Genomic DNA, 24,278 nt, shown 5'->3' on the forward strand with positions numbered 1-24,278 from the left:
ATCAAGCATGAAACATGCCGAGAGAACATTTATAGCAAAAGGAGGATTAAAGAATGAGCAGAAAACACTCCGTTAGAAAAAAGCTATTCTCAATGATGATGACCACTGCGCTTGTAGTTGGAATGTTTCCGGCACTCCATATGCCATCTGTATCTGCGGCTACGGTGGATACTATTTTCGCAGCCGCCTTTATGGGGGCGAAGACATCTGCTGACACTACTTTGCCTGCTAGCATTGACATTGGAGGCCAGTCTGCGACTGTGAAATGGAATATAGGTGAAGATACCTTTGCCGTTCCTTATGACACAGTGACAGTCACGGGTACAGCGAATGGTGGGCCGGTTGTTGCCAATGTAGAAGTTATTCCACCTTCAAGGAATCCATTGGTTTACTTTGTGGATAGCGGCAGAGGGGGCGATTCCGTAGGTAATGGTCCTACTTCTTCGCCACTGTACGAAGCAGTAAAAACGCTGTCCGGTAACACATTGCTCAACCCGTCACCAGATCAGAAATATGTCAGCGGAACGACTGCCTGGGGATTTGATGATTCCATCAACAAGGTGAAGAACTCCAAAGACGGAGGACTTACCGATCCTGCAACTGATCCATCCATATGGACAGTAGGACTTCGTGCCGACCCTACTAGCAATCATATTGTATATAAATTAATGGCTACAGAAGCTGGAATCTATACACTCAGTAGTGGTTTCCATGATTGGTATGGCAGCCGCACTCGAGTAATACAGCCTCAGATCGAATATAAGGATACAAATGGTGCAACAAAGACGATCTCGTTTGCACAATTCAATACTAATGTGACTCCGCTTATTTCCGGCGAATTCACTATTCCCGGTGATATCGACGCTAGTAGCCCTATGACATTGACCTATGCCTATGTTTCCGGTGAGAAACCAATCTTGAGCTGGTTCGCCGTTGCCAAGGGCGGGATTCAAAAAGAGATCGAAGATGCTCGGCAGAACGCAGCTTCCATGGTCAAGGTTCTACTCGACGGCAACGATATTAAAGCGGACAATGTCAACGGCCTAACGTTCAAGGGATTTGGCGTACTAAGTGCCAACAGCACCAGTGCCCTGTTGATGGATTATAAGGCTGAGCATCCGGAAGCTTACGCAGAAATGTTGCGGATTCTGTTCGGTGGAGAGCATCCCATCATGACGCATGTAAAAATAGAGATGGGCAATGACCGTAACAACTCTACCGGCCCGGACCCGGCTACTATGCGTACGGCCGATGAAGAAGCCAATGTCACTAGGCATCCCGGATTCCAGCTTGCGGCTGACGCCAAGGCTACGAATCCGGATCTCAAGGTCAGCATCCTGCGATGGAGTGCTCCGGCCTGGGCAAGCAACAACGATAAAATCTATACCTGGTATAAAGATACAATTCTTGCTGCTTACCGTGAGTATGGCTATATGGTCGACTACGTCAATCCCCATATCAACGAGCATACGCCGGATTTGACCTGGACCAAGCAGTACGCTGAGCGTGTTAAAACAGATAACGAAGGTTTTGCAAGCCCAGTAGAGCAAGCGCTCTATAACCAGATCCAAGTTGTGATCTCTGATGAAGTAGGGATTGGTTCATTTGGCGGCAGTATGGTAAGCGACGCTTCTCTAAGGGATGCGGCTCCGATCGCCGGATATCACTATAACACTGACGACGACAGCGCAGGCAATTTCAAAAAGCTCGCAGAACAATATGATATTGAAGTATGGAACAGTGAGGCGCAGTCCACCTTCAGTAACTCTGCCTTCCGTCCCAACAATAATGTGAAGGACCCTACAGTGGAAGGAACCGGCATCGGCGGTGTTGGCAGTCCACTGGAGATGAGCAATACGATTATTAAAGGATTCGTCAATTCCCGCCGGACGCACTTTATTTATCAGCCGGCCATCGGCTCCTTCTACGAAGGTGGACAATATTCGTTTAAGGAACTACTTAGCGCACGTGATCCGTGGTCGGGATGGATTCATTATGATGCAGGTCTTGTTGCTCTGCAGCATTACAGCTGGTTCGCCAATGTGGGCTGGGAGAACGAGGATAATACGACAGGGATTTGGAGAGCAGTTCCTAAGGCTAGCTCCACGGGTGCGACAGGCACTAACCCTGTTAGCGGTCGCAACGGTTCTCCTAGCTATATGACGCTTGCTTCACCTGACAGAAGCGATTTTTCAACCGTTATCGTGAACGATAGCGAATATGCCAAAACCTATAAGCTTCAGTCGGTAAATATGAACTTTGCGGGTAATCCCTCATTGGAAGTATGGGAGACTCGTGCAGCAGACGCGGGCGAAGCTTTCAACAGCAATTATATGAAATATCTCGGGGATGTCGCTGTTGATGGCAGTGGGGTTTATACCATTCATGTCAAACCATATTCGACATTGACTGTGACCACTCTGAAGAACAAGGACAATGAGGCGTATCAAACATCGTTACCTGTAGAAGGCGACCGCATCGTGCTTGATACCGACGCCACAGGGAGGATTCAAAATACAGCAGACAATATCCTGTATGCCGATGATTTTGACTACTCCAATCAATCCGTTGTGAAGATCGGGGCAGGTGGGCAGAATGCTGGCACCCAAAGTTATATTGAATCTCGCGGCGGCTCTAAAAGGGTGATACCGCGCTATACGCATGACCGCAACGGTGCATTCGAAGCGTATCTTCCGGACGGTTCTGACAACTATGTTCTGCGCCAACAGCTGGATACGGAAATTATGGGGCTGGGTGGCACTTGGAACGGTGGAGATCCCGTAACAGCTATAGGTGATAACCGGTGGACAAATTACAAGGCCAGTGTAGATGTTTCGTTCGAGACGAACAGTACGCAGGGCGGGGCCAATTATGCTGCGATTGGCGCACGGTATCAAGGAGGCGGCAGCTCTCACACTATAAACGGCACACCTTATGTACTGAAGTTCTGGTTTGACGGAGGTTGGCAGCTGCTGGTCAATAATAGCGCAGTAGCGAGCGGCAATGTAGTGAGCGGTTCCGGTGGAGTAAAGCTGGATGGATTTAACACCGCACATGATGCCTGGCATAACATTGCCATTCAGGTTGCAGGCGATAAAGTGACTGCCTATTTGGACGATGTGAAACTGGCTTCTTATACTGATCCGAACCCTGAATTGTCTGGTCGGGTAGATTTAGCCAGTGGATATTATCATGTTCGTTTCGATAATCTGAAGGTCGAGACGATTGACGGCTATACGCCATACTATTCCGAATTACTGGATAATCTTGAAATGTATGATTTGGCTGCTACACCAAACCCTAAATTAAAATACGGCGGTTTGTGGAGTCATCAAAACGGGGCTGGTATGTATATTTATCAGCGTTCCCTATCTACCAGTCAAGGTGCAGCTGCTACGATGGAATATTCTTTTGAAGGCACCGGGTTAGATATTCTGGGACCGAATAATGGATCGGCTAAGTTAGAAGTGACTGTTGATGATGAAATTGTCACACTGTCAGCCGATACGATGGCCTCTAAAGAACTCTACCAAACGTACACGCTTCGCGGACTTAAATATGGACAGCATAACGTTCAGATAAAGGTATTAAGCGGTACTTTGGTTGTGGACGCGGTAGCGGTTGTTTCCGGTGAAGTAAAGGGTGCTGTGGATACAGCTGCTCTTCAATCAGCGGTAATAGCAGCGAAAGAAGTTATCAAACTGGATGAATATTCGGATAGAGACTGGCAGCTTTTTGCAGCCGCACAGAACACCGCCCAAGAAGCACTAGACAATGCTGCTGATTTCAGACTGGATCAGGAAGGAGCTGTGCAACTCGCGGGACGTCTGATTTCTGCCCAGAACCAATTGACAACAGGGGATATACGGGAGCTTGCTGCTCCTCAGGATATTGCCACTTATGTCGGGAAACTGCCGAATCTTCCAGATAAGTTGGAGGCTACCCGAGAAGATGGATCCAAATTGCAGGTGTCTGTGAAGTGGAATTTAGACGCGGTCAGCTTCAACACACCCTATGAAAGAGTAGCTGTAACCGGCACTTATGGCAATCTAAAAACCACTGCTAATGTGGAAGTAGTGCCAGAAGGTCTCGTGTACTTTTTGGATGTCGGTGTTTCGGCGGATGTCGTCACACCACCCTATACGGTGATCAAGAATTTCGTGGGCGACAGCCTTCTGAATAGCACCGCGGATCAACTATCAACAGGCGCTGTGTGGGGTCATATCAATACAGGGGCAAATTATAATCTCAAAGGGCTTGGCGGTGTCGTGGTTATCACGGATAAAACTCAGACAGGTGTCTACAGCTCGAATACAAAGAATACACCTCTGATCTATACCCTCCCTCTGAGCGCAGGAAAGTACACGATTACATCGTTCCATCGGGACTGGTGGAATATGAGCAACCGCACGATGGATATCACGCTTAGCTACACTGATGCTGAAGGGAAGACAGTGAACGAAACGGTCAAGACCGGTGTACTCGCAGGTCCGAATGGCATCACGATCACTCATGACTTTACGCTGCCGGTGAGCGGCATCGTGAAATATTCGATAAACAATACGAATAGTCAGGCATCTGTGATCAGTTACTTAGCAGTGGCGAAGGACAGGGTCAGCATTGTCAATGAGCAGGCTGTAAACGAGGCTAAAAGTATTATAGAAGGTGCTGCATATAGCGTGCAGAAGGAAACAGCTAACAGCGAAGACGGAGTCCGGACCTGGCTGCTCCAAACGATGAACGGTTTAATCGGGTTCAGTGATACGGGGGTTACGCTGGGTGATATCACCCTATCTTCATTCCAGGAAGCTACTGATGACACAGCCGGCAGCTTCAGCTTCACAGTATTACTGAACAAGGGCGAGGCGAAGGCAGAAGCTGCGGCTAGCGGAACAATTAAGCTACCGGAGCCAGATATGAAGCAGCCGGAGATTACCTTGATAGGTGAAGCTATAGTCAATCTGCAGATCGGTTCTGAATATACGGATGCCGGAGCCACTGCGTATGACGACCAAGAAGGTGATATCACAGACCGCATCAATACAACGGTCAGCAGTGAAGTGTATGGTCTGACTGAATTAGATACAGCGCAAGCGGATATCTACACCTTCCATTACAATGTCAGCGATGCCGCAGGCAACACGGCTGCGGAAGTCACCCGAAAAGTAATCGTATCGGAAGATCCAGATGTACTGAAGCCGGTCATTACACTGCTTGGTGAACCATCTGTTCAACTGGACAATGGCGCAAGCTATACAGATGCCGGAGCCACCGCAATGGATAACCGCGATGGCGATATTACAGAACGTATTGTGGCGACGATTACGAAGGATGGGAATCATACGGAGACGTTAGATACCTCATCAGCAGGCACTTATATTTATCATTATAATGTGAGCGATTCCGTGGGCAATACGGCTGTTGAAGTTATAAGAATAGTTACAGTGGGAGAAGCACAGCAACCGCCGACTTCAACACCAACGGTAGAACCAACACCGACAGTTGAACCCACAGCAAATCCTACACCAACACCTGTACCTGAAGTAACCTCAGGGCCGGTGTCGACTACAGCACCGACGGTATCGCCAACACCAACACCGCTGCCGCAGACCACGCGGATTCTTAACAGTGACGATTTCACGGCTCCGGTTGGAGGGGGAATAACAGTTCAGCTCACAGAAGCTACTGATTCCGTACTGCTTCCTGTGGGAGTGTCAAATATCATCGGAGTGAACACGCTGCGTCTCGTATGGAATACATTTGCTATCCAACTGACCCCAGAAGCGCTAAAGAGTATCCAGGAGAAAGCTGCAGGAGGTCAAGTGGATGGAGCACGAATCAAACTCTCGGCCGTGAAGGCATCCAGAGTTGCCGTGGAACAGCTTATAAATAACCCAGCTGTCAACGGCTCGGTTCAGTTATCTGCTGCAAGTGATGTAATTAACTTCAGTTTGGAAGTTATTAGTACGAATGGCACTGCCGTACCGGTAACCCGTTTTGATAAGCCACTGACGCTTACCTTCATAGTAGATTCAGATTCCAATCCTAATTTGCTGGGCATCTACAATATAGCCGGGAACGGAGCTCTTGAATTTATGGGCGGAACGCTAGCTGATGGAAAATGGAGTACGGAAATACAGCATTTCAGCCAGTTTGCAGTCCTAGAATATGACAAGACATTCTTGGATGTCAGTACGGATAGCTGGGCGAGGGATGTTATTAAGACAATGGCGGCTAAACATATTATCCAAGGTATTTCCGATACTGAGTTTAATCCGCAAGGGAAAGTGACAAGAGCACAATTCGCGACCATGATTGCAAGAGCGCTAGGCTTAGAGGCAGGAAGTCATTCAACGTTTATTGATGTGGACTCCAAAGCTTGGTATGCAGAGTACGTTGCAGCCGTAAGCGAAGCGGGCATAGTGCTCGGACGTAGTTCGGATTCATTCGCACCGGACCGCAGCATTACCCGCGAGGAAATGGCCGTAATGATCGTTAGGGCTTATGAATATTTACAAGGCAGCAAGGTAAATGAAGTTTCAGCAGGCTCGTTCAGTGATTATTCCCTGATTCATGACTGGGCACAGAAATCAGCAAGTTTCGCTGAGCAGGCAGGGCTGATAAAAGGACGCGGCAATATGCAATTCGCACCGCAAGAGATGATGACCCGTGCCGAAAGTGCGCAAGTCATCGCCAATCTGCTGGGATATTTGTAAGCCGCACTTCCATGAACCTGGCAGCTGCATTTAGCGGGTGCCAGGTTTTTTTATAAGTTCAAAGAAGGGTTTATACAATTGCGAGGCGTCGATAAGTGGCAATGTCAGCTTTTTTTGCCGTATTTTCCAGGTGGAATGCCCGTGATGTTCTTGAAAGTACGTATGAAATTGGCATAGTCATTGAAGCCGGATAGATAACAGGTTTCGGATACGGAGTTTCCGGAGGATAGGAGCTGTTTGGATAAAGCGATTTTTTTAAGCAGGACGTACCGGTAGATCGTTCCTCCTGTCTGCTGCTTGAACAGGTGACTAAGATAATATTTATCGATGTTTAATTCACCAGCGATCTGCTCTAGCGACAGATTCAGATGCAGATGGTTATCGATATAGCGCATGGCCGATTGAATATGCGATGAAATAATACTGGGTATGGTGGAACTAGTACGGCTATATAGCTCATTAATGAGGACCAGAATCTGGATCAGATAAGTTAAAGCCAGAACCTCACTGCCGTATTGAGGATTCTCCAAAATTGCAATCAGGCGATAGGCAAGGGTCATGTACTCTGCAAGCAGTGTTTCATCCATTTGAGCGAGATTCTGCTCTCCGGGCTGACGGTTCTGGAAACAGGCGAGCAGATTTGTGGTTGCGGTGCAGAAGGGATATACAAGTGGAGCTTTGAAATGAATTGTTAATCGTTCGTAAGGCTCAGGAGATAGATTAATGATTTTATGAATCTCGTGATTGTTGAATAAGAACACATTGCCACGTTGAAGCGGATAGCTGTACTGATCCACAAATCCGTTCACCGTGCCCCCTAAAAATAGGAAGATTTCAAAGTGATCATGAATATGAAAATCTTTGGTAGGTGAGATCGGTGAATTGCCGATGCCCGCCAGTATGTCGCCTTCGAACGGCTGATAATACTGGGCATGTTTCATCCAGATAACCCCTTTCAGATTAATAGCAACAAACGCAATAAATAATCATTAATCGCAAAGACATTGCAATAATACAACACTAAACTATAGAAGAAGATTACGCAATAAGCCAAGTATATAGCTGGTCTGAACATGAGTAGTAGGGATCTGCATCTGCTGAATAGACGGAATTGAAAGGGTGGATGGTGTATGAATAGTACGAAACACCGCAAATATTGGCTGGATACGATGCTACAGATCGGGAACCCAGTACTTGACGCTTTGTCGCAAAGAAAATTAAAGGAACGGCTGCCCACCGAGTTTCATAGTGACAGGAGCAAGTTTGCGCATTTGGAGGCATTCGCCAGGTTGGTCTGTGGAATGGCCCCATGGCTAGAGCTTGAAGGGCTGGAGGGTGAAGAAGATGAGCTCAGGGCTCGTTATGTCCTATTGATGCTGGAATGCATCGATGCTGCTGTTGATCCATCATCACCTGACTATATGGATTTTAAGTCCGAAGGCCAACCGTTGGTCGATGCGGCATTCCTCGCTCATGCGTTGGTGCGTGCACCGAAGCAGCTTGCCGGACGGCTGAATGAGCGGGTCAAAGGTAATTTAATAACAGCCTTGAAGCGTACGCGCCGGACTGCACCCAGTGGGAGCAATTGGCTGCTGTTTAGCGCAATGGTTGAAGCAGCTTTGTATATACTCGGCGATTCAGAATATGACCGGATGCGTGTTGGTTATGCGATCCACATGTTCATGGATTGGTATAAAGGCGATGGTATCTACGGGGATGGCAAGAACTTTCACTGGGATCATTACAATAGCTTTGTCATTCAGCCGATGCTTGTGGATGTGGTTACACTTTTTGAACGGGACTCGGAGCAATACTCCGTATTGAGGCCATTGATTCTGGAGCGGGCACAAAGATACGCAACTGTTCTGGAACGGATGATTGCGCCGGACGGAACGTATCCGTTTATCGGGCGCTCTATCGTTTACCGTTTTGGTGCGTTTCAGCTGCTATCACAAGCGGCGCTACAGCATTTTCTGGAGGATGCGCTATCACCCGCACAGGTACGCTGCGCCTTGACCGCTGTAATCACACGGACTATGGGATTTCCAGGGACGCTGGATGAGGACGGGTGGCTACGTCCGGGGGTGTATGGTTACCAGCCCGAGCTTGCGGAGAGCTATATCAATACGGGAAGTCTCTATTTATGCGCTTCAGTATTTCTTCCTCTGGGGTTACTTCCTTCAGATCCTTTCTGGGCAGGGACAGAACTGAAATGGACAGCACAAAGAATCGCAGCCGGAGAGGATGTTATGAGAGATCATGCCTTAAGTAGATAGGGGGATCTGATCTAATCGGTCAAAGGGAGGGGAAAAACATGAACAGACAGGAGCTTTTCGGAATTGTCCAAGAAATGAAGCCAGCAGATCTGAGCTTGTATTATCCTGATGGAGAGTCGGATGCTTTTTGGAAACAAGCCTTATTATCCGAGACATTAAAGGAAGATATCAGCGAAATCCGCGAGGAGGCTCAAAGATTAGACAGCCAGCCTATATCAGAGCTAACGGATACGCTATTTTCAATTTTTGCGCGCACAGGTTCGAGGTTGGAATATGAACGGGTCTATTTCGAACGGAGAAGAAGGCTGAATACATATGTATTTATGACCTTGCTTGATCCGGATAATGTCAGACTTCTGGAGAACCTGGAAAATATCCTATGGTCTATATGCGAAGAGTACACATGGTGCCTGCCAGCCCATCTTCCTGCAGATCATAATACAGAGAATATTGATCAGTTTATTGATCTGTTCTCCTCGGAGACCGCTTTTACCCTTGCCGAAATTTCTCTATTACTGGGAGAACGACTTCCGCTGCTTCTTCGATCCCGAATCAGACATGAAGTAGAAAAGAGAATATTTCGACCTTTTATTGAATGTGGTCCTTATGAATGGGAGACTGCACGTCATAACTGGGCAGCAGTGTGCGCAGGGTCGATCGGGGCAGCCGCCTTATTGATGTTGGATGATCCTGCTGTGCTGACGAATATCCTGCTGAAGACAGAGCGCAGCATGAGCTACTATCTGGAAGGCTTCGGGGATGATGGGGCCTGCCTGGAAGGTCTGAGTTACTGGAACTACGGATTTGGCTATTTCACGTATTACAGCGATCTTCTCCGGGTTAGAAGTGAGGGAAGAGTAGACTGGTTTGCAACGGACAAAGTGCGAAGTATCGCTCAGTTCCAACAGAAAATTTTCATCGGTGGCAATTTTGTCGCCAATTTCTCTGACTCAGAGCCTCGAATTCACATACATATGGGCTTGTCCCATTATTTAGCTGATACCTATCCAGAAGTAGAATGTCCTCCGCCTGTGCTTCGCACTCCTTACGCTAAGGATCACTGCAGCCGCTGGGCTCCGGCTTTTCGAAATCTCATCTGGAGAAGGACCGGCGATGAGAAACAGGATCAGGATTGGGGAGCCGCCAGTTATTATCTTCCTGATGCGGGATGGCTTGTCTCGCGTTATCAGTCCGGAGGAAGTTCGTTCGGTTTTGCGGCTAAGGGAGGGCATAACGCTGAACCTCATAATCATAATGATCTGGGACAGTTCATTCTGTCAGGTGGAGGCGAAATCTATGCAGCTGATCTCGGCTGTGGAGAGTATACGGCTGAATATTTTGGGGCTGGCCGTTATCAATATGATTGTAACGGCTCGCAGGGACATTCGGTTCCGATCATCGGCGGCCAGTATCAACTGGCTGGCAGGAAGCATAGTGCTACAGTTCTGTACGCGTCGGCTGCGGTTGAAAAAGATGAACTGAAGCTGGAGCTGTCTCAGGCATACGAAGTGGAAGAGCTTCAATCCCTGATCCGCTCTATGGTTTGGTACAAGGGGCAGCATCCTCGCTTGGAGTTAATGGACGAGTACCAGTATAACGGTAAGTCAGTGAGTTGGACAGAGCGGTTCGTTACCTTGCGTCGTCCGAAAATGCTGCGTGCTGGTGTTGTGCTGCTGCCCGGAACTGGAGTAGGCGGAGTGGAACTGACTTATGATGTTCAGATCGTTGAGCCAGAGATTACTGCACGTGAGTACCGGGATCATTTTGGCAGGGATACGGTCTGGCATACGCTAGACTTTCATGCTCTTAAGCCCGGTTCTGAAGGAAAATTAGTATTCACCTTTCAATTTATATAAATGATGAAAGAAATAGTGGACCATTCTAAGAAGGCGGTGTTTGAAATGAATATAACGGAAAACCCAACTTGGCTGGATGAAGCTTGGAACAAGGCACTTGAAAAGACAAGATGTAACAGTGGAAAGATCGGTGCAGAATTTCCACACGCGAGTCAAGGTGGTAAATACTTGCTTGAAGCACCGAACTGGTGGACAGCAGGGTTCTGGCCGGGAATGCTCTGGCAGTTTTATTCTGAAAGTGGGGACGAAAGCCTTAAAATGATCGCGGAGCGCTGCGAAGAGAGACTCGACGAGGTACTGGACGGCTACGATAAGCTGGATCACGATTTAGGCTTCATGTGGATTCTTACCAGTGTGGCAAATTATAAGTTAACGGGTAGCGAAGCGTCGCGAATTCGGGCATTAAAGGCAGCTAACTACCTGGCAGCCCGCTTCAATCTGAAAGGACATTATATTCGGGCTTGGAATCCATGGAGTGAAGGGGAGGACAATAGCGGAGTTGCTATTATCGACTGCTGCATGAACACCAGCCTGTTGTTCTGGGCTTCCGAGACAACAAGTGATCCCCGCTATCGTCATATCGCAGAGGCGCATATGGATACTGTGCTGGAGCATTTTATCCGACCGGACGGCTCCGTGTACCACATCGTCAAATTCAACCCGGAGACGGGTGAAGTGGTGGAGAAGCTTGGTGGGCAAGGCTTTGCGCCCGAATCGGCTTGGTCACGCGGCACGGCTTGGGCTATTTACGGCCTAGCGCTTGCCTATCATCATACGGGAAAGCAAAGCTACTTGGATGCATCCAAGCAGGTAGCGCATTTCTTCTTGACCCGACTTCCGGATGATCACGTTCCACATTGGGATTTCCGCGCTCCCGGTGAAGTCGGCGAGATACGTGATAGCTCCGCTGGTTCCTGCGCAGCGAGTGGATTGCTGCTGCTAGCCGACCAGGTGGATGATTCGGAGTCCCATGTGTACCGGAACGGGGCTATAAGAATAGTGGAATCTCTCTACAGGAATTATGGCAGTTGGGACAATGCGGACGAGGAAGGGTTGCTGCTTCATGGTACAAGTAACTACCCTGAGAACCGGAATATAGATGTTCCTCTTATCTACGGTGATTTTTTCTATGTCGAAGCACTGGCTCGGCTAAAAGCAGCAGGACCCTTCTATTGGGAATAGGGGGGATTATGATGAACAATGAGAAATCTTTTTCTCGTATTGGCGATAATCCGCTAAAGACCCGTGAGGATCTGGTGATCGCTCTTGAGCAGCTTACGGATCCACTTCGGCCGTTCTACAGCAAAGGTGGCTCACGACTTAAAATTGGCAAAACAGGGGCGAGCTATTCGGCAGGAACTGCTGAAATGGAAGGTTTCTCACGGGTGTTGTGGGGTTTGGTACCCCTGCTCATTGGTGGTGGAGACAGCGAACTCTGGGACATCGTGCTGGATGGCATTCGGCATGGCACCGATCCTTCTCATGAAGAATATTGGGGAGAGGTGAAGGACTACGATCAGCGTTTGGTCGAAATGGCGGTCTTCGGCTTCGCATTGGCAGCCATTCCGGAACAGATTTGGTTGCCGCTTGCTCCGAATGAGCAGGATCAATTATACCGTTGGCTGAATCAAATAAACGCCCATCCTTGCTATGATTGCAATTGGCTGTTCTTTAACGTTCTAGTCAATATCGGATTCCGCAAAATCGGTCGTCCCTACGACGCAGGACAACTGGAGAGCAATTTAAAGCGCATGGATGATTTCTATTTGGGAGAGGGCTGGTACAGCGACGGGATTAATGGTCACAGCGATTATTACGTACCTTTTGCTATTCATTACTACGCACTGCTGTACGCAAAGCTGATGGAACAGGAAGACCCCGAACGTTCCCGTGTGTTCAAAGAACGGGCTCGATTGTTTGCTGTCGATTTCATCGGCTGGTTCGCACCCGACGGTTCCGCACTTCCTTATGGACGTAGCTTGACTTACCGCTTTGCCCAGTCGGCATTTTGGAGCGCCGTTGCCTACGCAGATGTTGAAGGATTTCCCGCAGGCGTGGTGAAAGGTCTAGTGCTGCGAAATCTGCGTTGGTGGTTCAGCCAGCCGATTGTTGACGCCGATGGCGTACTGACCATCGGATATACTTACCCGAATCTGGTCATGGCGGAGAATTACAATGCCCCCGGATCTCCGTATTGGGCGTTAAAGACTTTCTTGCCGCTGGCTCTAGGGGTGGATCATCCGTTCTGGAAGGAAGAGGAACTGCCGCTACCGTCCATTCCGGCTGTCATGGTTCAGAAGCCTGCACATCTTGTCATCGTCCGCGATTCCGTTTCCGGTCATGTGGCAGCCTTCAACAGCGGACATTTATACACGAATGAACATACCCACACCTCGGCCAAATACGAAAAATTCGTGTATTCAACAGGCTTCGGCTTCAGCGTGCCCCGCTCCGAATGGGGGCTCTCCCAAGGAGCGTTCGACGCTATGCTTGCGCTGAGCGAGCGCGGAGACAACTTATACCGGGTACGACGCCAGAATATAGAGTCTGAGATGATAGACAACGTCCTACGTTCCGTCTGGAAACCGTGGGCCAATGTCGAGGTTCAGACTTGGGTTGTCGCCGGACTTCCTTGGCATATTCGGATTCATCGAGTCGAAACTGGACGGTCGCTGGATACCGCAGAGGGTGGATTCGCACTTGGCCAAGAGAATGAAATGATATCGAAGATCGATGTGGCTGGTGCGATGGCCTCCACTGCTTGGGGAACCAGCGCAATCAAGGATTTGCTAGGTTGTCGGAAGGGTGAGCTGGTCTGGCCGAACGCCAATACGAACCTGCTTCACCCTCGAACGGTGCTGCCGATGCTGACGAGCACCCTTGAGCCGGGAATTCATTGGCTCGCTTCGGCCGTCTATGGTTGTCCCTCAGAGGGGGCTTTGGATATTCAGGCTGATCAAGCTGATGAGGTCCTCAAGCATACATCTGAGCTAGATTTGAAAGTTAAGTTCAGCGAGGGAACGTTAACCATTGTCACTCATTTTGGGAGAGAAATCGTTCTTAATTTACAATAAGTTGTTTGAATATTTCTCACACTAACTGAAAAGTCACAACAATAGCCCTGATGCAGAACTACTGCACTAGGGCTATTGTTTTTATGTGGATTTTTATGATTTTATCTTTTAATTATTGAGTTTTTTATCAAATGTTTTCTTAGATGGACAATTATGCTATAGTACTCTATCTAGTCATTTACAGAAGTATTGATTTATCAGACGATGAATAAACTGACTTTTGGCAAAACTAGAAATACCGACATCTATAGAAAGATAAGAAAGGCAGGAACTCCTTATGGACAACGGCAGTCTGGTCACGTGGATACTTTCATTTGTTATGATTATAAACATATTGCTCTCTGCTGGTTTTTTATTTTTTGAGAGGAGAGATATTGGTTATACGTGGGCGTGGCTTATGGTTTTTTATTTCATTCCCATTTTGGGCTTTATTATTTATCTCTTTCTTGGTCGTAATTTAGCAAAAAAGAATTTCTTTGGCCTTTCAGCTGAAGAAAGTAAATATCTACAATCAACTGTAGATCATCAATTGGCTACATTAAAGGATCAACGCGAGAATCAGAACGCTTTGTTAACGAAATATGCTGATTTAATTCATATGAACCTTGTTTCATCGAATGCGCTAATGACAACAGATAACGAGATAGCTATTTTTAACGATGGTAAACAAAAGTTTGACTCTTTATTTAATGATATTAGAAATGCCAAAAAAGAGGTCAACATTCAATATTACATCATCCAGCCTGATGATTTAGGGACAAAATTAAGAGATGAATTAACTAAAAAAGCCAAAGAAGGCGTAAAAGTGCGGGTTCTCTATGACGAAATCGGCTCCAAGAGACTTTCTCTTAAGTTCTTTAAAGAACTACTTTCTGCTGGTGGAGAAGTAGAGGTATTCTTTCCATCACTGCTTAGACCGATAAATTTTCGAATGAATAATCGAAATCATAGAAAACTATGTATCATCGATGGGGAAATTGCTTATATTGGTGGATTTAATGTGGGAAATGAATACTTAGGGATAGATAAAAAGTTTGGATATTGGCGGGATACACATTTTAGAATGAAGGGTGGTTCCGTTAATCAAATTCAAGGCAGGTTTCTTCTGGATTGGAAACATGCCCGGAAACACGAGCAGGTAAGCTTCGATCAATTTTCCTTTACTACTGGAAGTCATGCCGGATCAAGTCCCGCTCAAATTGTGTCTAGTGGTCCTAACTCGCTAGTTGAGCATCTGAAAAACATGTATATTAAGCTGATCTTGAACGCCAAACGGAGTGTGTATATTCAGACGCCATACTTCATTCCAGACAGCAGTTTTATGGATGCATGTAAAATTGCACTCCTATCCGGTGTGGATGTACGGATTATGATTCCAAATAAGCCTGACCACCCTTTTGTATACTGGGCAACTTGGGCGTATGCAGGTGAATTATTGAATTATGGAGCGAAAATTCTGTTATATGAAAATGGTTTCTTGCATGCCAAGACGATTGTGGTAGATGAAGAAGTAGCGTCCGTAGGGACAATGAATATTGATTCCCGGAGCTTTAGACTCAATTTCGAAGTTAATGCAATTGTTTATGATGAGCAAGTTGCTAAACAACTTCAAGAATTGTTTCATGAAGATAGCCAGTTAAGTACAGAGCTTACCCCTGAGCGTTATAAAGAAAGGTCCCTTATAATCAAATTTAAAGAGGGGATTTCTCGTCTTTTTTCGTCTATCCTCTGAATACACAGACCCTATACTCCGTACAAAAGGCGAGCTGTGGACTTGTAAATTCACAGTTCGCCGCGGTACATGGATTCTACTATGCTTCACACGACACCCTGTTTTGATTTCATGCACTTAAGATTGTATGTGCGACCGTATACTTTTGCATATCTGACAATTCGGTCAATCATACGGGTGTCTTTCAGCTTAGTAAACGGGCACGGATCAGGAGCCGTATTCACTTCCAAGATCCATGGCTTGAGACGTTGATCTAAGGCAATATCTACACCGATTTCCTGAAGGCCGGGATAGACAGTGCTAAGCTGTCTGGCGGATTTCACTCCAATTTGCTTCAGGGATCGGATCAATATTGTACAATTCTCTGTGCTTGTGTAGGCTTTCAATAATTCCTCAACCGGATAAATCGTTCCTCCTTGACTCCCGTTTGTAACTACTTTGCGAGGATGCGCCACGCGTCCTGCAACCCCTGTTGCTTCCCACCCACCCTTAGAATTCCGCTGCACCATCACCCGGATATCGAATGGGCGGCCATCGTACACCAACAGCCTGATCCCCTTTTGAACTAAATAGGACTTCCCTTGGGCTTCTCGTAAGAGGGCCCGATATGCCGTGTCGTAATTAGAGAATTTGTGTACGTGGGTACCGGACTGATAGCTGTATTGTGCACGAGTAAGTTCAACCCGTATCACGCCCTGTCCTAAAGATCCGCAGCAAGGCTTAATGTACACCATCTTATATTTTTGTAGCATTTCATAGAGAGTGTTCTTATCCATTTTTCTTGTAAGCGGGACATGTTTATTTAACTCTTGATTTCTAACCAGCACCCTTGTCTTCGTCAGCTTATTGGATATACGGCTTATCTGCTTCATCATTTTGTCCCTCCGTCTCAAAAGATCCATAGGCTATATTACGGAAATGCCTCAGCTTTTGATTGGGCAACCACCGAATTGTAGAACACACTGAAAGAATTCTACATATGATTATGGTAGGTATTTATCTATGGGCTGCAGCTTGCGGTCAACAGGAGGCGGCCATCATGCTGCTCGACAAAGACAAATTGCAGGATAAGTTACTTGAAGTAATTGAGGCATTTCCCTGGTATAAGGGGCTGATCGGCGGCGAAAGAGCGAATTATAGCTTAGAGACGCTTCCGCTTATGACGTCGACAACGCTAGATACTTATTATTATAATCAACCTTTTGATCCTTCTTTGACCGTATATTTGACTTCGGGTACAAGCACTGGCCGTCGAAAAGCTATACTTTACTCTAAGGAAGACGATAAGCACTATATAGATATTAAAACGAAGCTGTACGGTGATCTTATTGCGGGAAGCGGATGTGTTAGCGCTTTGGCGGATATGGGTACTGGGCATGCGGCGAACACTGCACTGTCCATTTTTGAGCGGTTAGGATTGGAACATCATTCAATTCCCTTCGAATTGCCGATCGAGCAGCATATTGAACAGCTTCAAACCTTCAAGCCTGACTTACTCTACACAATGCCTTCCATCCTTGATCATATCGTACATGCTACTAGAGATCCGCGGGCTTTTGGAATCCGAAAGATTATTTTGGTTGGGGAAATCGCCTCATTAGGTTGGCAGCGGAATATGGCCCGTCTGTTCGGTCTTGAACCGCGCGACATCATTGATACGTATGGCTCTATTGAAATAGGCACGATTGCTTATTATTCACATGATCTTGGCAGGTATATTTTTGCTGATGGGATTTTTGCGGAAGGGGTCGGGGCGCAGGAGATTGGCGAAGAACTAAGTCCGCTTAGTAATGATGAAAGTGTTCTTGTTCTTACCTCCATGGTTCGCAAAATGCTGCCAGCTATTCGTTTTGTTACCTATGATGTTGTAAGGGACTTTAGGTCTGTGATGATAGATGGTGTGGAGAAGCAGAGCTTTAGTTCCATCGTCAAACGGGTGGGTCGGGAGCTGAAGCACGGGGAGAAAATAAGCCTGTACGATATCGAACAGGTCGTATACCGACATCTTGAAGATGCGATCATTCGGGTCAAAGTGAGGAAGAATGCGCTGACCGTTTATATCAAAAGTAAATCTGCGGATAACACCATTGTCCCGAAGATCAAAGAGGAAATTAGGGAATGCATTCCGGAAATCGGCATGATGATTCGAAACCATCTGCTGGACGATATTGAGGTCATTATAGTAGGCAAAGACGAGCCGATGGACAGCGGAAAGGTTAAGAACAAAAAGCTATATTACCAGAAAGATAAAGATCGCGCAGAGATGGCCTTCACTGACGGTATTTTGTCGACTATCGGAAATACACCCTTAATCAAGCTGAAGAGCTTGTTCTATAAAAGTGAGTTTGACGTCTATGCAAAAATGGAGCTGATGAACCCGGGGGGAAGCGCCAAAGATCGTCCCGCCCTGCGGATGATCCAAGAGGCATGGAAGGAAGGAACAATAGGCCCGGGAACCACCATCATTGAATCGAGCTCTGGTAATATGGCGATCAGCTTGGCCATGATTTGTAAGTATTTGGGGATGCGTTTTATCAGCGTTATTGATCCAAGAACTACGGAAACGAATCTGCAAATTCTGAAGGCGTTGGATGCTAAAATCGACTATGTCGCCAATCCCGATCCCGTAACAGGAGAGTTTCTTCCTGCTAGACTGAAACGTGTGCAGCAGTTATTGGCGGAAATACCGGGCAGCTACTGGCCGAATCAGTATGCAAACGCAAATAATTATTTAGCTCACTACCATACGACAATGAAAGAAATCGTGACTGTTCTTGAACGAGTGGATTATTTATTTTGCAGCGTTAGTACATGCGGAACCATACGGGGTCTTGCGGAATACGCAAGAGATCACGGACTTCGGACCAAGATCGTGGCTGTTGATGCAGAGGGAAGTGCGGTTTTTGGCGGAAATAAGAGTACACGGCGCTTCCCGGGACTGGGTGCAGGCATCGTGCCACCTTTTTGCAGAACAGATATAATCGACCATATCGTGCATGTCTCGGATTCGGATATCGTAAAAGGTTGCCGGATGTTGGCACAGAACGAATCCATCCTGGCTGGCGCATCCTCCGGGGGAATCATTGACGCCGTTAAGCAGATGGAGCCAGAATTGACTCCGGGAGCTGTCTGCGCAGTCATACTGCATGATAAGGGAGAGCGTTACCTAGATACCGTATATTCTGACTCATGGATTCAGAACCAATTCGGTCAGGAGCTGTTGGCTGAATGTGATGATCTCACTGAGATGTAAGAAACGATATGTTTCATAAGGAGGTGACGGTATGCTGTACTTAAATGATCGAGATATACGGGCAGTAGGTGTTGATTGGCCTATTCTTGTGGAATCGGTAGAGACTGCTGTGGGTATCATCGATTCAGGTGATTATGTCCAGCCGATAAAGCCCTACCTAAGGTATAAGAGTCCACAAAACCGGATTATTGCAATGCCCGCTTACGTAGGGGGAGAGGTGAACGCGGCAGGGATAAAGTGGATTTCTAGCTTCCCAGATAATATTGAGGCTGATCTTCCTCGCGCGCATAGCATCATTGTATTGAATGAACCAAGTACAGGCCAGCCTTCAGCCGTCTTGAACTCTCCGCTTCCCAGTATTATTAGGACGGCTTCCATCAGCGGACTGATGATTCGTTACTTTTTGCTGGTGCGTTCAGTGGAGCGGATTCATCTAGGCATTATCGGCTGGGGACCAATTGGGCAGTATCATTGTCAAATGGTTACGGCTTTGTACGGGGATCGAGTCGAACGTATCCGGATTTTCGATATCAAGGGAGTAGACTTATCAGGAATCTCATCTCTCTTTAGAGATAGGATGGAAGTGGCTAAGACGTGGGCGGACGTTTATCAGCATTCGAATATCTTTATTACTTGTACTGTATCCGAACATCGGTATATCGATCTGTATCCTGAAAAAGGTAGTCTTCTGTTGAATGTTTCACTGCGCGATTATAAGCCGGAGGCGTTAGCTTCGTTAAAAGCCATTATCGTCGACGATTGGGATGAAGTGTGCCGTGAGAATACGGATATTGAGCAGCTTCATTTGGAGCAGGGGCTCACTCGTGCTGACACCCAGATGATTACCGATGTTGTCTTACGCCACAGCCTAGATGAATTCGGCGAAGATGAACCGATCTTCTTTTGCCCGATGGGGATGGCCGTCTTTGATATCGCTACAGCGGTGTATTACGTAAACAAGGCGAGGGAAAAAGGGATAGGGACCGAGCTGGAGTAAGGAGAGCAAGAATGAGAGCAATTCTGTCCATATAACAGCAATAACCCGCTTACTAAGCGGGTTATTCAGTATGTTATGCACTATAGGTATCCTTTATAAATTGAATAAAATGTGCAGTGGCTGAGCTGAATAAATTATTTTTTTTCCAAGCCAAAACATGACTTGTAGTTCGTTCAGGTTCAAATGGAACAAAACAAGTACGTTCACTTTCCCGGATAGAATATGAGCCACTCACACAAATGGCATAGCCAAGCTTTCGTTCTACTAGAAGCATGGCGTTTGTCAAAAGATTATGTGAGGCAAAGATACGAAGACTCTCATTCTCGACCCCAAGCCAGCTTGCAATCTCATTTTGCACAATGGTACGTCGAGGTAGGATTAGCGGTAAAGTAAGAATATCCTGAATACCAATAGAAGACTTCTGGGCGAGAAGATCATCTCGTCGCATCAGAATTCCCCACTGTTCCTGATAAGGCAAGCGAATATAATCATATTTAGCGGCTTCAATGGGCTCTAATAATATACCTATGTCAATATTACCTCGGTCCAGCTTCTCCCGAATATCATCCCCATCCGCACTATACAATTCATATTGTACCCTAGGGTGTCGACTGGAAAATTCCTCTAATAACTCCGGCAACGCCCTGGATACAGTGGACTCCACACATCCGATAGAAACAACTCCACCAAGCAAATCTTTTTGTTCTGCCAGATCTCTTTCTGTTTTATCTAGTAGTGAAACGATCTCTTTTACTCGTTGTTGAAACAGAAGTCCACTGTCTGTTAGAGTAATCTGCCGTTTTCCCCGAATAAACAAGCGGGTATCCAATTCTTCTTCCAGATCCATTAGCTGTCTGCTTAGAGTGGGCTGGGTAATGTGGAGGATTTCTGCTGCTTTTGTTATATTGCCAATCTTAGCCACTGTTAAAAAATATCTGAGAACACGAACATCCATGATTGTTCATTCCTCCTCTGTTGTTACCTCATTTAATAATAACATCTAGAATTCCCAGATTAAACGATACGTATTAAGCATGATACGTAATTCATCATAGGCATTAGATATTTATTGCTTTAGAAACTACCATGGAAGTATGAGTTCTGTGACTTAAAACGACTACAAAATGGAGTTAAACAAATGAGCAAACTAGAAACTGCAATCACGAAACCATTATTATTTTCCAATCTACAACTAAAGAAATTATTTCTCCCCTTAATGATAGAGCAATTATTAGAAGCTATGATGGGATTGGTGAATTCTGTCATGGTAGCCTCTGTTGGGGAGTCAGCAGTATCGGGTGTATCTTTAGTAGAAATGGTGATGTTACTGTTGATTAGTATATTTGCAGCGCTCGCTACTGGAGGTACTGTAATTGTGGGTCAATATCTTGGAAGTAAGCGGGAGAATCAGGCTAGAGAAGCAGCGAATCAATTAGTTTGGTTTGTTGGTAGTGTGGGGCTAGTGATTATGGTTTTGATTTATTTACTGAAAGGATTTATTTTACATGGTTTATTTGGAACGATTACAACTGAAGTGTATGGACACGCGAATACTTATTTATTAATTGTTGGGGTTTCAGTTCCTTTTTTAGCGCTTTATAATGCAGGTGCAGCCGTATTCAGAACGATGGGGAACTCCAAACTACCCATGCAAATAATGTTGGTTGTGAACCTTGTGAATATAGCAGGGAATGGCTTGATGGTATATGGACTTGACATGGGAACGGCAGGTATCGCTATTCCAACGTTATTTTCCAGAATAGGGGCTGCAGTTTGTATTCTTGTTCTAGTATCTAACCCAAAGAATCTCTTATCTCTGAAAAAGACCTTGCGGCATAAATTTGATGGCAAGATGATCAAGCAGATGATGAGAATTGGTGTACCTTATGGACTGGAAAATGGAATGTTTTATATTGGACGGCTATTGATATTGAGTTTAGTCTCCACCTTTGGAACAGCAGCTATTGCAGCAAATTCAGTTGGCAGTACGATCGCTTCCTTGCAAGCGTTACCTGGAATGGCTATTGGATTAGGAATGTCTGTTGTGATTTCGAGATGTGTGGGTGCTGGCGAGTATGCTCAGGCTAGGTATTATACAAGGAAGATTATTGGCATGATCTATGTGGCACAGATCGTTAGTTCTGTTGTAAGTCTAGCTTTGTTTCCAAGCTTACTACGCATGTATCATTTTTCAGAGGAAGCGGAGCAATGGGCAACCATGATCGTATGGAGCCATGCAATCGTCATGATGCTGATATGGCCTTTTGGAAATGCACTGCCAAGTGTCTTTCGGGCGGCAGGAGATGCGAAATTTCCTATGGTCGTAAGCATGATTACTATGATTTGTTGTAGAATTGCGTTCGCTTATGCACTAGTATATTGGTTTCATATGGATATGTTTGCAACGTGGATTGCAGTCTATTGTGATTGGTTGATTAAAGCGGCATTGTTTATTTGGCGGTATATTAGTGGGAAATGGACTAAATTCCAAGCGATACAATAAAGACAGCACCGATGAAGAATACATCGGGGCTGTCTTGCAACTGGTGCAACTGATTAAAGGGTATAACCGAAGCCTAGTATAGTAAAACACTTATCCTGATCTTCGGGTACCATTTTGATTTCTATCTGATGCTCACTGCTAGCTTCGTTTTGATATAGAATTACCGGATTGCAATGTGTCCAGTTGTTCACGTGAGGATCAGCAGTAACTGCAAGGCTGCCGTCTACGAAGATATCCGCTTTGCCGAATTCGCTGCTGCCGGAATCCTTGTATACGAGGATGAGATTTTTACTCGTTATTGTCAGCTTGAAGCTTTCTTCTCCAGACGCTCTTGAATGCATCCAATTATGAGGGAATTCCGGAGTACCGTGAGAGTCAGCATCCATTTCTACCCGCTGCAAATCGGTATCGATCCCCGAAAATCCGCCTACTTCGATCTTACCTGCGTCAATATAGTTTTTTCGATCCAGCAGGAGGGTTCCTGCAAAATCATTCCCGATAACCGGTCGTTGATCCAATAAGATCTCATCTTCATTCATTAGTGATTTATGGGTTTCGGTGAATAAATAAGCGAGACAATCAGCCATTACCCGGTGACCCTCATTTGTCGGATGATAGATATCATAGAAAAATTGCCGTTTAGAGATGATGTTGCCTTCAGCTTTACTCAGGCGGAACTGCTCGGATATGGCATCCTTTACACTAACCATAGGAAGATTATAATGGCGGCCAATGGGGGAGAGCCGATCCTGCAGGTTCCACTCATTCATAAACACACTGAACAGAAGGATTACGGCTGGCTGATGATCGGCGGAAAGTATTTTTAAGCATAAGCTTTCAAAACAATTGCCTTTCGTTTCATCCCCTTCGTCGTTTACCGCAAATTCCACTACCACGATATCTGGTGTTACGGAACCGTCTCTAAGAATATCTCTTTCATAGCGGATGACGCCAAGCTCGGAGGGTGTTCCGCCGACCCCAGCCTTCACAAAATGGATGTTCTCGCCACCGTTTGTGCCGAATAAGTCTTTAAATCTTAAATACGACTGATAGGCATAACATTCCGTGTGTATCGGCTTAGCACCGGCTCCTTGAGTAATGGAACCTCCAATATAAGCGATCGTGACTTCCTCGCCCTTTATAGCCTTATTCATGGCAGCTTTTAATCTTTTATTATTGCCAGCGTGCAGCAAGGATTGTGTAATGATCTTTTGGTACTCATTCGATTCAAAAGCAACTGGTGGTTCAAGGATTAGCTCTGGAACAGAATAACCGTCATGCAAATAAAAAATAACACTCGCAATCGCCAGTTCGCCTGCGTGATTAAATTCAAAAGCAAATTTTCCGAGCACATCATCTTCTTCAGAACCCGGATTATCTGCTAACTTCAAAATAACCTCTGAACCATCGGCGGGGCAGGGTACACGTAAATAACTGCCGGTTTCATATTTACTAGTTTTGCCCCAGTGCTGCAATAAAAAAGTGACTGGATCTTCCTGCGCGTTAGTCCTTCTCACGGATACTCCAATACTGTGGACTAATTTGCGAAATCCTGCACTGCTCCCCAGAAGCTCCAGAATTGCTTTATCTGTGACGCCGCCTATAAATCTGGTCTTATCGATCAGATAGCTGCCTTCCAGATAAACTTCTTGTGAAGGTTTTCCTTCAGGTCTTGCTGTTGCTTCAATTGCTGTTTCATACAGCACAAAAAAGCCGTTTCTACGATCAGCCGGGTCCTTTGGAGCTTTCGGACCTTCAATCTGTTCGCCTGCAATGAGTTCGTTATTCTTTTCCATATGGATCATCCTCGCTTTATAAGGTTCTCTTGTTATGGATGCGCTTGCAAAGAAATGATTCTGTGACAAGGGAAT

General features: G+C 46.1%; 13 protein-coding genes. 9 read left to right on the forward strand and 4 right to left on the reverse strand.

What is annotated here, in order from left to right; translation table 11 throughout:
* The first annotated feature begins 53 nt into the window (after positions 1–53).
* On the forward strand, positions 54–6,716 hold the full coding sequence (locus MKY19_RS10560; RefSeq protein WP_339802553.1) for an S-layer homology domain-containing protein: 6,663 nt from the start codon (positions 54–56) through the stop codon (positions 6,714–6,716).
* A gap of 104 nt (positions 6,717–6,820) precedes the next feature.
* On the opposite strand, the gene MKY19_RS10565 is transcribed toward MKY19_RS10560, so the two are convergent.
* Positions 6,821–7,657: an AraC family transcriptional regulator gene (locus MKY19_RS10565; RefSeq protein WP_339802556.1), complete on the reverse strand. Its 837-nt coding sequence runs from the start codon at positions 7,655–7,657 to the stop codon at positions 6,821–6,823.
* 189 nt (positions 7,658–7,846) lie between these two features.
* Between MKY19_RS10565 and MKY19_RS10570 the strand changes: the two genes are divergently transcribed.
* From MKY19_RS10570 to cls, 5 genes are all read left to right on the forward strand, one after another.
* Positions 7,847–8,992 carry a DUF2264 domain-containing protein gene (locus tag MKY19_RS10570; protein WP_339802559.1) on the forward strand — a complete coding sequence of 382 codons (1,146 nt, stop codon included), beginning with the start codon at positions 7,847–7,849 and terminating at the stop codon, positions 8,990–8,992.
* A 38-nt stretch (positions 8,993–9,030) separates the two neighbouring features.
* The gene (locus tag MKY19_RS10575; RefSeq protein ID WP_339802561.1) at positions 9,031–10,848 is read left to right on the forward strand and encodes a heparinase II/III family protein; all 1,818 of its coding nucleotides are present in this window, start codon (positions 9,031–9,033) and stop codon (positions 10,846–10,848) included.
* A gap of 45 nt (positions 10,849–10,893) precedes the next feature.
* Positions 10,894–12,030 carry a glycoside hydrolase family 88 protein gene (locus MKY19_RS10580; protein WP_339247066.1) on the forward strand — a complete coding sequence of 379 codons (1,137 nt, stop codon included), beginning with the start codon at positions 10,894–10,896 and terminating at the stop codon, positions 12,028–12,030.
* Between the two features lie 8 nt (positions 12,031–12,038).
* The gene (locus MKY19_RS10585) at positions 12,039–13,922 is read left to right on the forward strand and encodes a DUF2264 domain-containing protein (RefSeq protein WP_339802564.1); all 1,884 of its coding nucleotides are present in this window, start codon (positions 12,039–12,041) and stop codon (positions 13,920–13,922) included.
* Positions 13,923–14,199: 277 nt separating this feature from the next.
* Positions 14,200–15,654: a cardiolipin synthase gene (cls, locus tag MKY19_RS10590; RefSeq protein WP_042186986.1), complete on the forward strand. Its 1,455-nt coding sequence runs from the start codon at positions 14,200–14,202 to the stop codon at positions 15,652–15,654.
* Between the two features lie 86 nt (positions 15,655–15,740).
* Here cls and MKY19_RS10595 read toward each other — a convergent pair whose 3' ends face one another.
* A complete protein-coding gene (locus tag MKY19_RS10595) occupies positions 15,741–16,529 on the reverse strand; it encodes a YheC/YheD family protein (protein WP_339270363.1) in 789 nt (262 codons plus the stop codon).
* A gap of 110 nt (positions 16,530–16,639) precedes the next feature.
* On the opposite strand from MKY19_RS10595, the gene sbnA reads away from it, so the two are divergent.
* Positions 16,640–18,907, forward strand: coding sequence for a 2,3-diaminopropionate biosynthesis protein SbnA (gene sbnA / locus MKY19_RS10600; protein WP_339802568.1), 2,268 nt, complete (start codon positions 16,640–16,642; stop codon positions 18,905–18,907).
* A gap of 31 nt (positions 18,908–18,938) precedes the next feature.
* Positions 18,939–19,904 carry a 2,3-diaminopropionate biosynthesis protein SbnB gene (locus tag MKY19_RS10605; RefSeq protein ID WP_339270367.1) on the forward strand — a complete coding sequence of 322 codons (966 nt, stop codon included), beginning with the start codon at positions 18,939–18,941 and terminating at the stop codon, positions 19,902–19,904.
* Positions 19,905–19,977: 73 nt separating this feature from the next.
* Here MKY19_RS10605 and MKY19_RS10610 read toward each other — a convergent pair whose 3' ends face one another.
* On the reverse strand, positions 19,978–20,859 hold the full coding sequence (locus MKY19_RS10610; protein WP_339270370.1) for a LysR family transcriptional regulator: 882 nt from the start codon (positions 20,857–20,859) through the stop codon (positions 19,978–19,980).
* A 183-nt stretch (positions 20,860–21,042) separates the two neighbouring features.
* On the opposite strand from MKY19_RS10610, the gene MKY19_RS10615 reads away from it, so the two are divergent.
* On the forward strand, positions 21,043–22,407 hold the full coding sequence (locus tag MKY19_RS10615) for an MATE family efflux transporter (protein ID WP_339270372.1): 1,365 nt from the start codon (positions 21,043–21,045) through the stop codon (positions 22,405–22,407).
* Positions 22,408–22,460: 53 nt separating this feature from the next.
* On the opposite strand, the gene MKY19_RS10620 is transcribed toward MKY19_RS10615, so the two are convergent.
* The gene (locus tag MKY19_RS10620) at positions 22,461–24,203 is read right to left on the reverse strand and encodes an SGNH/GDSL hydrolase family protein (RefSeq protein WP_339802572.1); all 1,743 of its coding nucleotides are present in this window, start codon (positions 24,201–24,203) and stop codon (positions 22,461–22,463) included.
* Positions 24,204–24,278 lie beyond the last annotated feature (75 nt).

This window comes from Paenibacillus sp. FSL R5-0744, from assembly GCF_037972555.1.
Classification (GTDB): Bacteria; Bacillota; Bacilli; order Paenibacillales; family Paenibacillaceae; genus Paenibacillus_AQ.